This window comes from Aeromonas sp. Marseille-Q7275, from assembly GCF_965119515.1.
Window position 1 is genome coordinate 14,213 of sequence record NZ_CBCPLW010000014.1, and the last position, 14,780, is coordinate 28,992.

Annotated in this window: 15 protein-coding genes; all 15 read left to right on the top strand. The window is 60.4% G+C overall.

What is annotated here, in order from left to right; genetic code table 11:
* Positions 1–43 precede the first annotated feature (43 nt).
* The 15 genes from tapM to ACWPWQ_RS13970 all read left to right on the top strand — a co-directional run bounded on the left by tapM (position 44) and on the right by ACWPWQ_RS13970 (position 14,736).
* Entirely contained in the window at positions 44–1,105 is a 1,062-nt protein-coding gene (gene tapM / locus ACWPWQ_RS13900; protein ID WP_404837972.1) for a PilM family type IVa pilus assembly protein TapM, read from the top strand.
* On the top strand, positions 1,093–1,662 hold the full coding sequence (gene tapN / locus ACWPWQ_RS13905) for a PilN family type IV pilus biogenesis protein TapN (RefSeq protein ID WP_202046468.1): 570 nt from the start codon (positions 1,093–1,095) through the stop codon (positions 1,660–1,662). Before tapM ends, tapN begins: the two co-directional genes overlap by 13 nt.
* Positions 1,659–2,258, top strand: coding sequence for a PilO family type IV pilus biogenesis protein TapO (tapO, locus tag ACWPWQ_RS13910; protein WP_139435696.1), 600 nt, complete (start codon positions 1,659–1,661; stop codon positions 2,256–2,258). Before tapN ends, tapO begins: the two co-directional genes overlap by 4 nt.
* Before the next feature lie 2 nt (positions 2,259–2,260).
* Positions 2,261–2,788, top strand: a complete 528-nt coding sequence (locus tag ACWPWQ_RS13915; protein WP_202046674.1) for a pilus assembly protein PilP — start codon at positions 2,261–2,263, stop codon at positions 2,786–2,788.
* Between the two features lie 34 nt (positions 2,789–2,822).
* Positions 2,823–5,021 (top strand): type IV pilus secretin PilQ, encoded by a 2,199-nt coding sequence (locus ACWPWQ_RS13920; protein ID WP_454010099.1) that lies wholly within the window; start codon positions 2,823–2,825, stop codon positions 5,019–5,021.
* Between the two features lie 191 nt (positions 5,022–5,212).
* Positions 5,213–5,731, top strand: a complete 519-nt coding sequence (gene aroK, locus ACWPWQ_RS13925; protein ID WP_005329951.1) for a shikimate kinase AroK — start codon at positions 5,213–5,215, stop codon at positions 5,729–5,731.
* Positions 5,732–5,747: 16 nt separating this feature from the next.
* Positions 5,748–6,830, top strand: a complete 1,083-nt coding sequence (gene aroB / locus ACWPWQ_RS13930; RefSeq protein ID WP_202046466.1) for a 3-dehydroquinate synthase — start codon at positions 5,748–5,750, stop codon at positions 6,828–6,830.
* The gene (locus ACWPWQ_RS13935) at positions 6,820–8,358 is read left to right on the top strand and encodes an AAA family ATPase (RefSeq protein ID WP_454010059.1); all 1,539 of its coding nucleotides are present in this window, start codon (positions 6,820–6,822) and stop codon (positions 8,356–8,358) included. Before aroB ends, ACWPWQ_RS13935 begins: the two co-directional genes overlap by 11 nt.
* Before the next feature lie 70 nt (positions 8,359–8,428).
* Complete coding sequence (locus ACWPWQ_RS13940) at positions 8,429–9,301, top strand: Dam family site-specific DNA-(adenine-N6)-methyltransferase (protein WP_247625767.1); 873 nt, start codon at positions 8,429–8,431, stop codon at positions 9,299–9,301.
* Positions 9,302–9,619: 318 nt separating this feature from the next.
* Positions 9,620–10,291 (top strand): ribulose-phosphate 3-epimerase, encoded by a 672-nt coding sequence (gene rpe, locus ACWPWQ_RS13945; RefSeq protein WP_041205203.1) that lies wholly within the window; start codon positions 9,620–9,622, stop codon positions 10,289–10,291.
* On the top strand, positions 10,281–10,946 hold the full coding sequence (locus ACWPWQ_RS13950) for a phosphoglycolate phosphatase (RefSeq protein WP_290030104.1): 666 nt from the start codon (positions 10,281–10,283) through the stop codon (positions 10,944–10,946). Before rpe ends, ACWPWQ_RS13950 begins: the two co-directional genes overlap by 11 nt.
* Before the next feature lie 17 nt (positions 10,947–10,963).
* On the top strand, positions 10,964–11,968 hold the full coding sequence (gene trpS, locus ACWPWQ_RS13955) for a tryptophan--tRNA ligase (RefSeq protein ID WP_025326158.1): 1,005 nt from the start codon (positions 10,964–10,966) through the stop codon (positions 11,966–11,968).
* Positions 11,969–12,091: 123 nt separating this feature from the next.
* Positions 12,092–12,307, top strand: a complete 216-nt coding sequence (locus tag ACWPWQ_RS13960) for a hypothetical protein (RefSeq protein ID WP_106887541.1) — start codon at positions 12,092–12,094, stop codon at positions 12,305–12,307.
* A 351-nt stretch (positions 12,308–12,658) separates the two neighbouring features.
* Positions 12,659–13,240: an aminodeoxychorismate synthase component II gene (locus ACWPWQ_RS13965; RefSeq protein WP_429160439.1), complete on the top strand. Its 582-nt coding sequence runs from the start codon at positions 12,659–12,661 to the stop codon at positions 13,238–13,240.
* 278 nt (positions 13,241–13,518) lie between these two features.
* Positions 13,519–14,736, top strand: coding sequence for an aspartate aminotransferase family protein (locus tag ACWPWQ_RS13970; protein WP_454010060.1), 1,218 nt, complete (start codon positions 13,519–13,521; stop codon positions 14,734–14,736).
* Positions 14,737–14,780: the final 44 nt, after the last annotated feature.

Sequence of the window (14,780 nt, forward strand, 5' to 3'; positions counted from 1 at the left end):
TCCTACAATAAGTCCTAAAACCCAATAACGCATGGATGTGTATATGTTTGGGCTACTAAGTAAGGGATCCCTCCTCTCCTTGGCGGGCATTGATTTTGGCAGTCAAACCATCAAGGCCGTCACCCTCAGCGGACGTCCTGGCAAGGTGCATCTCGAATCGGTTGCCGAGATAACCATGCCCAAGGGCACCCTGGTCGATTATCAACTGCAGGACATTGAACGGGTCAGCCAGTCCCTCAAGTCGCTCAAGCGGCTCATTCAAGGGGACTGTCAGCTCGTGGCCACGGCCGTGACGGGCTCCAATGTCATCACCAAGGTCATTCAGGTTGATGCCAACATCAACGAGAACGAGCTGGAGAACCAGGTTCACCTGGAGGCAGAACAGCTCATTCCCTTCCCCCTCGATGAGGTCAGCCTGGATTTCGAGATCCTCGGTCTGACGGCCGACGAGAGCCGCCAGGAGGTGCTGCTGAGCGCGGCGCGTACCGAGAGCGTCAACGGCCGGGTCAGTGCGCTGATGGAAGCCGGCATGAAGACCATGGTGGTGGACGTGGGGGCCCATGCGCTGGGGCGTGCCGTGCTGGCCTGTCTTCCCGAGCTGAAGACCTGGGACAAGCCGGTCGGTATCGTCGACATAGGCGCCAGTGCCATGACCTTTGCCGCCCTGCTCAGGGGGGAGGTCGTCTACTCCCGCCTGCAGAATTTCGGTGGCGATCAATACAGCCAGGCCCTGGCCTCTTTTTACAGCATGAGCCTGGACGAGGCGGAGCTTGCCAAGGTACAGGGTCGCTTGCCTGCCGACCATGAGGTGGATGTGTTGTTGCCTCATCTCAGCACCCTGGTGTTGCAGGTAAAGCGCAATGTGCAGCTATTTTGCAGCTCGTCTGGCAACAAGGAGCTGTCAAAACTGGTGCTGACGGGAGGGGGCAGCCTGCTGCCTGGTCTAGTCGGGCAGATAGGCAGCGAGCTCAACTGTGAAGTGCTGCATCCCGACCCCTTCGCCTTGTTTGGCAAGCCGAAGGGGGAAGGCGGCCTCATCCATGGAGCCAAATACATGGCGGCATTCGGTCTGGCACTGCGGAGCTTCACACCATGTCAAATATAAACCTCCTGCCCTGGCGGCTGGCCAGGGCCCAGCGCCAGAAGAAGCAGTTTGGCATCATGATCGGCCTTTTTCTGGCGGCCACCGCCTCTCTTGCCTTTGCCGTCGACTGGTTGGTGCAGCAGCAGATCGGGTCTCAGCAGCAGCGCAACCAGCGTCTGCAGCAGGAGATGGCCACGCTCGATACCCAGCTCGGCGAGATCCGGCTGCTCAAGGAGCGCCGCAAGGAGCTGATCGATCGGATGCAGCTTATCGAGCAGTTGCAGACAAGGCGCAACATACCGGTACGCCTGTTCAACCAGCTACCCGTGCTGGTGCCCAATGGGGTCTATCTCAATACCCTGGCCTTGCAGGCCAACAGAATCGATGTCAACGGCAAGGCAGAAGCCTATGGCCGGGTTGCCAGCATGATGAGGCGCATCGATGGGTCTGGCTGGTTGGGGCAGTCTCAGCTCAGCACCATCTTCTCGGCAGACGTGGCGCCCGTGGCCCTCAGCCAGTTCTCCATGATGTTCCAGATTGCTGGCGTCGCTCCGGTCGCGACTAAGGGGCAAAAATGAACCTGCAACAGCTCAATGACCTGGATCTCAATGACATCGCGCGCTGGCCGAAAGTCGCCAAGGGGATCTTCATCCTGTTTTGCTGCGCCCTGCTGGGCGGCGCCATTTACTACTATGTGATTGCCAACTCCCTGACGGCCTTGCGTCAGGAAGCCGCTAAAGAGCAGGAGCTGAAGGCCCAATTCGAGAGCAAGGCCATGCTGGCCGCCAACCTGGAGGCGTACAGGAAGCAGATGGTACAACTGGAGCATCTGGTGGATACCCAGCTCAAGCAGTTGCCCAACACCCATGAAGTGGCGGGGCTGCTGGATGACATCAGCTTCATTGCCACCGATAACGGGCTCAAATTGAACAGGATCAACTGGGAGGCAGAGGTCAAACACGAGTTCTCGACCGAGCTGCCCATGCGCATCGAGGTGGTGGGCACCTATCACGAGCTCGGCAAGTTCACGGCAGACATGGCCGCGTTGCCGCGGATCGTGATCCTGGAGTCGTTTCAGCTCAATCAAGGACCGGGTCAGGACGAGTTGATAGGCATGTCCATGCAGGCCAAGACCTACAAGTACAACGGTAAAACCCTGGAGCAGAAGCCATGAGCATGAGAGTGATCGGACTCCTCTTGCCGGTGCTGTTGTTGACGGCCTGTGGCGGGCAGGAGGACATGGACGAGTACGTACAACAAACCAAGGCGAGGAAACCCACCCCGATCGAGCCCTTGCCGGAGATAAAACCATTCTCCCCCATGGCCTATCAGCACAGCGATCAGCGCAGTCCCTTCATTGAACCACAACCGGAGACCAGCTCCAGGGTGGATGCCAAGACCAAGCCGGACTGCGCCCAGATAGTGGCCAGTCGGGAGAAGGAGGTGCTGGAGCGTTACTCGCTGGCCAGTCTGAGCATGAAGGGGTCCATCGGCAAGCAGGGACAGTTGTGGGCACTGATCAGGACCCCGGACGGGCAAGCCGTGCGTGTGGGGCTCAATCAGTACATGGGACTGGATCAGGGGAGAGTCATCAAGATAACGAATACTCATGTTGACTTGATGGAAACGGTACCGGATGGCAAAGGATGCTGGGTCACCCGAGAAACTCAGCTGGCCATGGCCAATCTCGACGCAAAACTATGATCAGGGATGAGCAGAGATGAGAACAATAAGAAGGATGAGGGGTGTGGCGCTGCTGTGGCTGGGCGTATGCACTCAGGTGTGGGCGGTGCCGGCGTTGCAGGAGGTCAAGGTGAATCCGCTGCTGGCCGATCAACTCCTGCTGGAGCTGAGCTTCAGCGAGCCAGTGAGCGGATTTACCGACAGACTGTCGTATGAGCCCAATCAGCTCCTGCTGCACGTGCCAGGCGCCATAGGGGCGCTGACGGTCAATCCGCTGCCCATCAAGCAGCAGGGGGTGGACAACCTCAAGGTGGAGGGCAAGGGAGAGGGGCTGGATATCAAGATAGCGCTCGATCAACTGACCCCCTATCTGGTCCATCAACAGGGCAACAAATTGCTGGTGTCATTGGGAGAGAAGGCCGGCCAGCCGGTGGCTGCGACGACGAGCTCTCCTGCTGCCAGTCCGTCGGCCCTTGTCAGGAGTCAGCCTGTGACCCAGTCTGCACTGATTGATACCCAGCGGGTTGCCCAGAACCAGTCTCAGTACCAGCCCGCGGCTGTCTCCTCTCCCGTGGCGGCTCCCACCCCCGCTGCGGCCAGCAAGCCCGTGCTGTCCGTCTCGCAGGCGAATGCAGGCGGTGCTTATTTCAACTCGGTCAAGGGGGTGGATTTTCGCCGTGGCAAGGAGGGGCAGGGGGAGTTTCTCGTGACTCTGGACAACAGCTCGGCGGCGGTGGATGTGAGCAGTCGTGGCCAGAAGGTGCTTGCCAAGTTCCACGGTACCCGGATCCCGGATGATCAGCTAAATCTTATCAATGTGCAGGATTTTGCGACCCCGGTCTCCCAGGTGGAGGTGTTCCGCCAGGGCAATGACACCCTGTTTGAGCTCTCGGTCAACGGCCAGTTTGATTATCGCTACGACCAGGCCGACAAGATGTTCATCATAGAGGTGAAAAAGCGGGTCGCCACCACGACAGCGAAACAATATCAGGGCAAGCCAATCTCGCTGAACTTCCAGGATATTCCTGTTCGAACCGTGCTGCAGATCATCGCCGACTTCAATAACCTCAACCTGGTGACCACGGATTCCGTCTCCGGCAACATTACCCTGCGCCTCGATGGCGTGCCCTGGGAGCAGGCGCTCGACATCATCCTCAAGGTCAGAGGGCTCGACAAGCGACTGGACAACAATATCCTGCTGGTGGCTCCGGCGGACGAGATTGCCGCACGAGAGAAACAGCAGTTGGAGAGCCGCAACCAGGTGGCCGATCTCGCGCCGCTCTATACTGAGTATCTGCAGATCAACTATGCCAAGGCATCCGAAGTGGCGGCCCTGCTCTCCTCCGAGAGTACCAAGCTGCTCTCTCCCAGAGGGGCGGTGAGCGTGGATGAGCGCACCAACGTGCTGGTGGTCAAGGATACGGCGGATGTCATCGGCAACGTCAAGCGGATGCTGGATATCCTCGATATCCCGGTCAAGCAGGTGGTGATCGAGGCACGCATGGTGACCATAGACGACGGCTTCGACGAGGCTCTGGGGGTGCGTTGGGGGGTGACCAAGACGGATGGTCATGGCAACGGCACCTCGGGCACCATAGAGGGCAATGATGGCGCCGGTAATAATGACGGCAGCTCCACCATCACGCGCCCCGGCATAGAAGACAGGCTGAACGTCAACCTGCCGGTGACCAACGCCGCTGGCACCCTGGCCTTCCAGGTTGCCCGTCTGGCCAATGGCACTCTGCTCGACCTTGAACTGTCGGCGCTGGAGAAGGAGAGCAAGGCCGAGATCATCGCGAGTCCTCGCGTCACCACGGCGAACCAGAAGCCGGCCCTGATCGAGCAGGGGACAGAGATCCCCTATGTGGAGTCCTCGTCCAGCGGGGCGACCTCGGTCACCTTCAAGAAGGCGGTGCTGAGTCTCAAGGTCACGCCACAGATCACCCCGGACAACAGGGTCATCCTGGATTTGACCGTGACCCAGGATACCAAGGGGGAAACCGTCCCGACCGGTACCGGGGATGCGGTCTCCATCAACGCCCAGTCCATCACCACCCAGGTGCTGGTCAACAACGGCGAGACCCTGGTGCTGGGCGGCATCTATCAGCAGACCATCAAGAGCGACGTCAGCAAGGTGCCGCTGCTGGGGGACATTCCCGGTCTCGGTTACCTGTTCAAGAAAACCACCAGCGAGAACAAGAAGCGTGAACTGCTGATCTTCGTGACCCCGAGGATAGTCACCGACGCCCTCTGAAAACTTTACATGTGAGGGTAAAACACATATAACCTTACGCCCCGATGAGGCTGGGGCGTAAGGGCTGCGGTTGCCAGTCCTGGTTTCTATTGAGATAATCCCCCTCCTGATCCATCGCAAGATAAGGTTCATAGGTACCCCGGTCGAGTAGTTACCGGGGCCATACAGTTTGTAATTACTAACGAAAAGACATGGCTGAGAAACGCAATATTTTCCTGATAGGTCCCATGGGTGCGGGCAAGAGCACCATAGGTAGACATCTGGCAGAACAACTGCACATGGAGTTTTTCGACTCAGATCATGAGATTGAGCGCCGCAGTGGTGCCGATATCGGCTGGGTGTTCGATGTTGAAGGCGAAGAGGGTTTCCGGATCCGCGAAGAGAAGGTGATCGGTGAACTCGCCGAGCAGCAGGGTATCGTGCTGGCAACGGGCGGCGGCGCCATCAAGAGCCGTGAAACCCGCAACAAACTCTCTGCGCGCGGCATCGTGGTCTACCTCGAAACCACCATTGAAAAGCAACTGGCGCGTACCCAGAGAGACAAGCGTCGCCCCTTGTTGCAAACCGAAGAGCCGCCCCGCGAAGTGCTGGAGCGTCTGGCCCTCGAGCGCAACGCCCTGTATGAAGAAGTCGCTGACTTTGTCATCCAGACGGATGATCAAAGTGCAAAAGTTGTAGCTAATCAAATCGTTAAGTTGATTGGCATGTAATCAATAGAGGACGTCCATGGAAAGGTTGAAGGTCGAACTGGGTGAGCGCAGCTACCCGATTGAGATAGCTGCTGGTCTGTTGCAACGCCCCGAGGTGCTGGCACAGACGATCAAGGGCAAGCGGGTCATGATAGTGACCAACACCGTCGTCGCCCCCTTGTATCTTGAGCAGATCATTCAGTTGCTGCCCGGTTTTCAGGTTGAACACCTGATCCTGCCGGATGGCGAGGCCTACAAGACCCTGGCTACCTTCGAGCGGATCATGTCTGCTCTGCTGGAAACCAGTCATGGTCGTGACACCACCCTCATCGCCCTGGGGGGCGGCGTGATAGGCGACGTTGTCGGCTTTGCTGCGGCAAGCTATCAACGAGGCATTCCGTTCATTCAGGTGCCTACCACACTGCTCTCCCAGGTTGACTCCTCCGTCGGCGGCAAGACCGCCGTCAACCACCCTCTTGGCAAAAACATGGTGGGCGCCTTCTATCAGCCCAAGCATGTGATCATCGACACCGATTGCCTCAAGACCCTGCCTGCGCGGGAATTTGCCGCTGGCATGGCCGAGGTGATCAAGTACGGCATCATCTGGGATGCGGCCTTCTTCTCCTGGCTCGAAGTCAACATGGCGCGGCTGCAACGCCTTGACGCCGATGCCCTTTCTTATGCCATTCGCCGTTGCTGCGAAATCAAGGCCGACGTGGTCGGTCAGGACGAGACCGAGCATGGTGTGCGCGCCCTGCTGAACCTGGGTCACACCTTCGGCCATGCCATCGAGGCCGAGAAGGGCTATGGCAACTGGCTCCATGGGGAGGCGGTGGCGGCGGGCATGATGCTGGCGGCCGAGACAGCCCTGGCCCGTGGCGACATGACGGCGCAAGAGGTTGCACGAGTCCGCGATCTGCTGCTGGCGGCGGACCTGCCGGTGCTGGCGCCGCCCGAGATGGATTTTGCCGCCTTCATTCGCCATATGCGCCGTGACAAGAAGGTGTTGGAAGGCAAGCTGCGGCTGGTGTTGCCGATCGGGATCGGACAGGCCCAGGTAGTGGCCGATGTGACGGATGCGCAGTTGATGGCGGTGATCGAGTCTGGTCGTGACCAATAACAAATTGCTGAAATTGCCTTCCCAGCGGCAGCTGGTTGACCGGCTGCTGCATCTGATTGAGTTCAATCACCCCTTTATTTTTCTCTCAGGCAAGCCCGGCAGCGGCCGTGGCACCCTGTGTGAATCCCTGCTTGCCCAACTGCCTGACTCGGTTCGGGTGGTGAGCCTCATCGGCAGCCCGGCCATGAAGATGGCGGACGTGCGCCAGTTGTTGCTTCAGCAGGTGGTGGCGCGCCCCCTGTTCAATGCACAGGATGCGCTGGCCGACAGCTTCTTCCGCATGCTGGAGGGCAAACCTTCCACCCTGCTGCTCATGATCGAGCGCGCCGACACCCTGCCCGCCGAACTGGTGGGGGAGCTGTGGGCGCTCTGTCGCCACAACGATACCCTGGCCTCTCCCCATAAACTGGCCATCCTGCTCTCGGGCAGTGACGTCTGGTGTCGCGATCAGAAGAGTGCCCTCAAGGGGCGTGCCATGCCCGCGCTCGAGCTGGAAGTCGCGCCACTGAGCGCGCCTGAGCAACGGATCTTCCTGTATGAGAAGGCCAAGGAGCTGAAGATCCCAGCGGCCCTCTTGCCCAAGCCGAAAGTGGAAGAGATCCTGAAGGGGGCGGGGGGACACCCGTCCGCCATCATGCAGTCATTGGAGGATGTCATGACCGACAGAAGGCCCAAGAAACGTCAGGCCGAGTTGCCCGTCAAGAAGATTGCGACCGTGCTGGCCCTGGCGGCCGCCGGTTTGCTGGCCCTGAGCTATCTCCCCCTGTTCGAGGAGGCGGGCAAGGAGCAACCCCAGACCTCGACCCAGGGGATGGCGTTGCCCGACCCCGTCGCGACCGATCCGCTGAGCGTCGGCGCGGCGAGCGGGGCCCAGGGGAGCCAGGCGAACAGTGGCGCCGATGCCAGCGTCTCAGGCAACCAGGTCGCCCGGGATTGGCAACCCGATGCCAAGACCTTGCCCAAGAAGGTCGAGAGCGAGACGGTCACCACGGAGTCGAGCAATTACGAGGGGCGCCGAGTCGTCATCTCCGACGAAGTGGTTGAGAAACTGATGACACAGCCCAACGTCAGCGGTGCCCTGCCGACGGCGGTGGTGGACGAGCTGGTCGGAGGTAGTTCCCGTGCTGCTCCGACCGGGGCGGCGGCACAGGCACAGAGCACGGCGCCCGTTGCCAAGGCGACGCCCACTCCTGCCGCGACTGCGCCCGCCGCGGCGCTGGCACCCAAGGTGGCCCTGACGCCGGTGGCGACCCTCAACAAGAAGGCGAGGAACCACTACAGCGTCCAGCTGATGGGGGCGAGCAACACCCAAGCGGTCGACAGCTTCGTGGCCGAGCATGGGCTGGCGGGCAAGGTCTGGGTCTACAAGACCCGCTTCCGTGGCAGCCCCTGGTACGTGGTGGTGCAGGGCGACCATGCCAACAGCACCCAGGCCAAGGCGGCGATCCGCAAGCTCTCTCCCGCCTTGCTCAAGGGACAACCCTGGCCCAAGTCGTTTGCCCAGATACAAAAAGAATTGAAGCAATAGCCAGTCGCCCGGGGAAGGGGGTAGAATCGTCCCCCTTTTTTGGGCATTGCCTTCTTAACACCGGACTTCCATGAAAAAAACACGCGCGTTTTTAAAATGGGCCGGGGGAAAATACTCCCTGGTCGAAGAGATTGCCGAGCGCTTGCCGGCCGGGCGTGTGTTGCTGGAGCCCTTCGTCGGAGCGGGCTCGGTGTTTCTCAACACGGATTACGATGCCTATGTGCTCAACGACATCAATCCGGATCTGATCGGTCTCTACAATCACCTCAAGCGGCAGCCGGACAACTTTATCCGCGAGGCGCGCAAGCTGTTTGTGGCCGAGCACAACCACAAGACCGCCTATTATCGGCTGCGCACCCAGTTCAACCAGACCGAAGCCGGGTTCGAACGGGCTCAGCTGTTCCTGTTTCTGAATCGCCACGGGTTCAACGGCCTGTGCCGCTACAACAAGAAGGGCGGCTTCAACGTGCCGTTCGGCTCGTACAAGAAGCCCTATTTCCCGGAGAAAGAGCTGTGGGCCTTCGCCGAGAAGGCCCAGAAGGCCACCTTCATCTGCGAGAGTTATGCCGATGCCATGGCCAGGGCGGAGGAGGACTGGGTGATCTACTGCGATCCCCCCTATGCGCCGCTCTCCACCACGGCGAGTTTCACCACCTACTCGGCCGGCGGTTTCACCCTGGACGATCAGGCCCTGCTGGCCAGGCTGGCCCGTCATACCGCCGCCCACAAGGGGGTGCCCGTGCTCATCAGCAACCACGACATCGAGCTGACCCGGGAACTCTACCGCGGGGCCCGGCTGGACGAGATCCTGGTCAAGCGCACCATCAGCCGCAACGGTGGCAGCCGCAACAAGGTGGCCGAGCTGCTGGCGCTCTATCCGCCCGGCATAGCCCCCGAGCAGGGCCATTACCCCGGTGAGGCCGAGCTGGTCTCTGTCGGTTGAGTCATGAACGGTTCCTGCGGGGACCGTTGTCGTTTCTGCCCAGGCATTGCGCCTGTCTGGTCGGGCAAGCGCGGGTCGTTTTCATTCCGTGTTTGCGGTGAGACTCGCGGTCCGCGTCTTCTGCAGGTGCGGGTCGTTTTCATTGCGTGTTTGTGGTGAGACTCGCGGTCCGGGTCTTCTGCAGGTGCGGGTTGTGTTCATCCCACCTTTGCGGTGAGACTCGCGGCTTGCGTCTTCTGCACTTGCGGGTCGTTTTCATTCCACGTTTGCGGTAAAATTGCGCCGCTTTTTCTGCCACGCTGCCAATGGATGACGCTGATGAAAGACTTTCTGATTGCCCCCTCTATCCTCTCCGCCGACTTTGCCCGTCTGGGCGAGGATGTGGCCAAGGTGCTGGCCGCCGGAGCCGACGTGGTGCACTTCGACGTGATGGACAACCACTATGTCCCCAACCTGACCATAGGCCCCATGGTCTGTCAGGCCCTGCGTGACTACGGCATCGAGGCCCCCATCGATGTGCACCTGATGGTCAAGCCGGTGGATCGCATCGTGCCCGATTTTGCCAAGGCGGGTGCCAACCTGATCACCTTCCACCCGGAAGCCTCCGATCACGTGGACCGTACCCTGGGTCTCATCAAGGAGCAGGGTTGCCAGGCCGGTCTGGTGCTGAACCCGGCCACGCCGCTCACCTGCCTGGAGTACGTGATGGACAAGCTGGACGTGATCCTGCTGATGTCGGTGAACCCGGGCTTTGGTGGTCAGAGCTTCATTCCCGGTACCCTCGACAAGCTGCGTCAGGTGCGTCGCCTGATCGACGAGAGCGGCCGTGACATTCGCCTCGAGATCGACGGTGGCGTCAAGGTGGAGAACATCCGCGAGATCGCCGCCGCCGGGGCTGACATGTTCGTGGCGGGCTCCGCCATCTTCGGCAAGCCGGATTACAAGGCGGTGATCGACCAGATGCGGGCGGAGCTGGCTCATGTCCGTTGAACGTCCCTTCGATCTGGTACTGTTCGATCTGGATGGCACCCTGATTGACAGCGCCTCCCAACTGGCGCTGGCGGTCAACCGCACCCTGACCGATCTGGGGCTGCCCGAGGCCGACGAGGCCGTGGTGCGCACCTGGGTCGGCAACGGCGCCGACAAGCTGATCCAGCGTGCGCTGGACTATCGCGAGGCGCCCGAGCTGTTTGCCAAGGCCCGCCCCCTGTTCGACCAGCACTATCAGGCCTGCCTGCTGCAAGGGCTGGCCATGTATGACGGGGTGGAGCAGAGCCTGCGCCGCCTGCAGGCGCTCGGTTACCGCCAGGCCGTGGTGACCAACAAGCCGAGTCACTTCGTGCAGCCTATTCTGGATGCCCTCGGCATCGGCGACTGTTTCGCTCTCTGGCTGGGGGGCAACTGTGTGCCCGTCAAGAAGCCGAGCCCGGATCCGCTGCTGCACGCCTGCCACGAGCTTGGGGTCAGCCCGTCCCGCACCCTGATGGTGGGGGACTCCGAAAATGATGTGCTGGCCGCCCAGGCTGCCGGCATGAAGGTGGTGGGGCTCACCTACGGCTACAACTATGGCCGTCCCATCGCAGATTCCCGCCCTGACTGGGTATGCGAGCAGTTTGCAGAGCTCGATGCCCTCTTGGCAGAATAACAAGGATCAACACATTCATGGCTAAACCAATCGTATTGAGCGGGGCCCAACCCTCGGGCCAGCTGACCATAGGCAACTACATGGGAGCCTTGCGTCAGTGGGTCAACATGCAGGATGACTTCGACTGCCTCTACTGCATCGTCGATCTGCACGCCATCACCACCCGCCAGGAGCCTGCCGCCCTGCGCAAGGCGTGCCTGGATGCCGCCGCCCTCTATCTGGCGGTCGGCATCGATCCGGCCAAGAGCACCGTCTTCATCCAGTCCCACGTGCCCCAGCACGCCGAGCTCGGCTGGATCCTGAACTGCTACACCCAGATGGGCGAGCTGTCGCGCATGACCCAGTTCAAGGACAAGTCCGCCCGTTTCGAGAACAACGTCAACGTCGGCCTGTTCGGCTATCCGGTGCTGATGGCGGCGGACATCCTGCTCTATCAGGCCAACCAGGTGCCGGTCGGCAACGACCAGAAGCAGCATCTGGAGCTGACCCGCGACATCTGCACCCGGTTCAACAACCTCTACGGCGAGGTGTTCACCCTGCCTGAGCCCTTCATCCCGACCGACGGTGCCCGGGTGATGAGCCTGCAGGATCCCACCAAGAAGATGTCCAAGTCCGACGACAACGAGGCGAACTTCATCGGCCTGCTGGAAGATCCCAAGCAGATCGTCAAGAAGATCAAGCGGGCGATGACCGACTCGGACGAGCCGGCCGTGGTGCGCTTCGATCCCGAGAACAAGCCAGGAGTCTCCAACCTGCTGACCCTGATGTCCGGGGTGACTGGTCGCTCCATCCCCGAGCTCGAGCAGCACTTCGAGGGCAAGATGTACGGCCACCTCAAGAGCGAGACGGCCGATGCCGTGGTCGCCCTGCTGGAGCCCATCCAGGCCCGCTTCCGCGAGCTGCGTCAGGATGAGACTCATCTGCAGGCAATTTTGGCGGCTGGCGCACAAAAGGCGCGGGAAAGGGCTGAAAAAACCCTGATCAGCGTATATGATGTTGTCGGCTTCGTTCCTCGAGCCTGACATACTGGGAAGGTGTAGTTGTAGAGAGCTGGGTATTTGCCTGGCTTTCTTTGTTTTACCCGACCCCTGGTTCGTCATCTCCTCTTCCAATGTCAAACGCGGGCGCTTGCCCCAAGAGAAAGCATGTCTGTCGAATCAAATACAGTGATTGAAGAACTGAGTGACAAGGGCCACTGGCTGCGCAAGTTCCGCAAGGCCAAGAACCTCAACACCCTGCAGCTGATGGTCTCCAATGCCATCGACAAGCACCACAAGACCCCGGCCATCGCCGCCGCCATCTATCTGGCTGAATGCCAGCGCGAGCGCGAGCTGGAGCAGGGGCGTTATCTGGATCGCTGAGGCGCTCCCGGGCTCTGCCCATCTGCCGATGGGCCGCCATTTCACACCCCGCTTTCGGCCCTTGCGCCTTGCTTCGCCTTTCCCCCTGTCCAGTCATGGGCTATCCGGTGTCTTCTGCCTGCTCTCACCTGCTTTCCCGCTGAAGGTATAGGTTGACCAGCGCCATGGGGCTATCTCCTCGAGATGGCAGACAGTTAATCTTGTAGAAAAGAGGCCGTCTCCATACCCGTGCGACAGCCCCTCAGCGGTTTATTAACCCGGGCAGACATGCCAGAATGCGCGGCGTTTGTCCGTAGATAGCCACAATGGGCTGTCCGATCACCGCCTCGACCTCATTCTCAGGGCTTTTGCATGCTGTTACTCATCGACAACTACGACTCCTTTACCTGGAACCTGGTGCAGTATTTCGGCGCCCTGGGGCAGGAGGTGGTGGTCAGGCGCAACGACGAGCTCAGCCTGGAAGAGATAGCCCGATTTGCCCCAAGCCATCTGGTGATCTCTCCAGGTCCCTGCACGCCGAACGAGGCGGGCATCTCGCTGGCGGCTATCTCCCGTTTTGCCGGTGAGATCCCCATTCTCGGCGTCTGCCTCGGCCACCAGTCCCTGGCGCAGGCGTTCGGCGCCCATGTGGTCCGTGCCCGTCAGGTGATGCACGGCAAGACCTCCCTCATCCGCCATACGGGGGAGGGGGTGTTCAAGGGGCTCAAGGATCCGCTGCGGGTCACCCGCTACCATTCCCTCATCGTGGAGCGCGAAACCCTGCCCGACTGTTTCGAGGTGACCGCCTGGAGCGAACACGCCGATGGCTCCATGGACGAGATCATGGGGCTGCGGCATAAAACACTGGCGCTGGAAGGGGTTCAGTTCCATCCGGAGAGTATTTTGAGCGAGCAGGGGCACCAGTTGCTGGCCAATTTTTTAGCCGTTTCCTGAAAAAATTGTGATCCTCGTCTCATAATCGAAATGAGGCCAAAAAAATTTTCCCTGACACTTTATTCACCCTGCTTCCTGCCCAAATTATCTCTTGCCAACACCCCCTGAGCCGTTATGCAATGCGGTTGCCTAAAATCTCACGGGCAATCGAACATTGTTCCTCATTGGCGGTTAAGTTACAGACTTTTTACTTTTTTTCTGTGATAATTCCGCCACGTTTACACGGATTTAACTTTTGGGCGGTGGATTATTCTGCCGCGAGCTAGCAGGAGAGCAATATGTCAGAGTTGTTGGCAGTGACACGTGAAGTGTTTGATGAAGTGATGGTTCCCAACTATGCGCCGGCCAAGATCATTCCGGTGCGCGGTGAGGGATCACGTGTCTGGGATCAGGAAGGCCGCGAGTATGTCGACTTTGCGGGCGGGATCGCGGTCAATGGTCTGGGCCATTGCCATCCCAAGCTGGTCGAGGCTCTGAAAACCCAGGGCGAGAAGCTGTGGCACCTCTCCAACGTGATGACCAACGAGCCGGCCCTGCGCCTGGCCAAGAAGCTGGTCGCCGCCACCTTTGCCGAGAAGGTCTATTTCTGCAACTCCGGCGCCGAAGCGAACGAAGCCGCCCTCAAGCTGGCCCGTCGTTACGCCATCGACAAGTTCGGTGCCCACAAGACCCAGATCATCGCCTTCCACCAGGGCTTCCACGGTCGTACCTTCTTCACCGTGAGCGTCGGCGGCCAGGCGGCCTACTCCGATGGCTTCGGTCCGAAGCCCGCCGACATCACCCACGTGACCTACAACGATCTGGCCGAGCTGGCCTCCGTCATCTCCGACAATACCTGCGCCGTGGTGATGGAGCCGCTGCAAGGTGAGGGTGGCATCATCAGCCCCACCGACGAGTTTGCCAAAGGAGTGCGCGAACTCTGTACCAAGCACAATGCCCTGCTGATCTATGACGAGGTGCAATCCGGGGTCGGTCGTACCGGCGAGCTGTTTGCCTACATGGGCCTTGGCGTCACGCCGGACATCCTCACCAGCGCCAAGGCGCTCGGCGGCGGCTTCCCCATCGGCGCCATGCTGACCACCACCGAGATCGCGTCTCACCTGAAAGTGGGTACTCACGGCTCCACCTACGGCGGCAACCCGCTGGCCTGCGCCGTGGCCGAAGCCGTGCTGGACGTGGTCAACACCCCGCAAGTGCTGAGCGGCATCAAGCAGCGCGAGCAACTGTTCCGCGATGGTCTCGCCGCCATCAACGCCAAGTACCACTGCTTCAGCGAAGTGCGTGGCCAGGGCCTGCTGCTGGGCGCCGTGCTGAACGATGACTACAAGGGACGCTCCCGTGACTTCCTGCTGGCCTCCATCGACCAGGGGTTGATGGCGCTGGTGGCGGGCACCAACGTGGTGCGTTTCGCCCCCTCCTTGGTGATCCCGGAAGCGGACATCAAGGAAGGGCTGGCACGGTTCGAAAAAGCGGTAGCTCAGGTGGTCAACGCCTGATCCAAGTTGAGGTGGGGAGCCCTCCCGGCAGGAGCCGGGACCCC

Excerpts from the sequence above, each read along its gene's own strand:
- tapM (WP_404837972.1), top strand. The coding sequence starts at position 44 with ATGTTTGGGCTACTAAGTAAGGGATCCCTCCTCTCCTTGGCGGGCATT.
- tapN (WP_202046468.1), top strand. The coding sequence starts at position 1,093 with ATGTCAAATATAAACCTCCTGCCCTGGCGGCTGGCCAGGGCCCAGCGC.
- tapO (WP_139435696.1), top strand. The coding sequence starts at position 1,659 with ATGAACCTGCAACAGCTCAATGACCTGGATCTCAATGACATCGCGCGC.
- ACWPWQ_RS13915 (WP_202046674.1), top strand. The coding sequence starts at position 2,261 with ATGAGAGTGATCGGACTCCTCTTGCCGGTGCTGTTGTTGACGGCCTGT.
- ACWPWQ_RS13920 (WP_454010099.1), top strand. The coding sequence starts at position 2,823 with ATGAGGGGTGTGGCGCTGCTGTGGCTGGGCGTATGCACTCAGGTGTGG.
- aroK (WP_005329951.1), top strand. The coding sequence starts at position 5,213 with ATGGCTGAGAAACGCAATATTTTCCTGATAGGTCCCATGGGTGCGGGC.
- aroB (WP_202046466.1), top strand. The coding sequence starts at position 5,748 with ATGGAAAGGTTGAAGGTCGAACTGGGTGAGCGCAGCTACCCGATTGAG.
- ACWPWQ_RS13940 (WP_247625767.1), top strand. The coding sequence starts at position 8,429 with ATGAAAAAAACACGCGCGTTTTTAAAATGGGCCGGGGGAAAATACTCC.
- rpe (WP_041205203.1), top strand. The coding sequence starts at position 9,620 with ATGAAAGACTTTCTGATTGCCCCCTCTATCCTCTCCGCCGACTTTGCC.
- ACWPWQ_RS13950 (WP_290030104.1), top strand. The coding sequence starts at position 10,281 with ATGTCCGTTGAACGTCCCTTCGATCTGGTACTGTTCGATCTGGATGGC.
- trpS (WP_025326158.1), top strand. The coding sequence starts at position 10,964 with ATGGCTAAACCAATCGTATTGAGCGGGGCCCAACCCTCGGGCCAGCTG.
- ACWPWQ_RS13960 (WP_106887541.1), top strand. The coding sequence starts at position 12,092 with ATGTCTGTCGAATCAAATACAGTGATTGAAGAACTGAGTGACAAGGGC.
- ACWPWQ_RS13965 (WP_429160439.1), top strand. The coding sequence starts at position 12,659 with ATGCTGTTACTCATCGACAACTACGACTCCTTTACCTGGAACCTGGTG.
- ACWPWQ_RS13970 (WP_454010060.1), top strand. The coding sequence starts at position 13,519 with ATGTCAGAGTTGTTGGCAGTGACACGTGAAGTGTTTGATGAAGTGATG.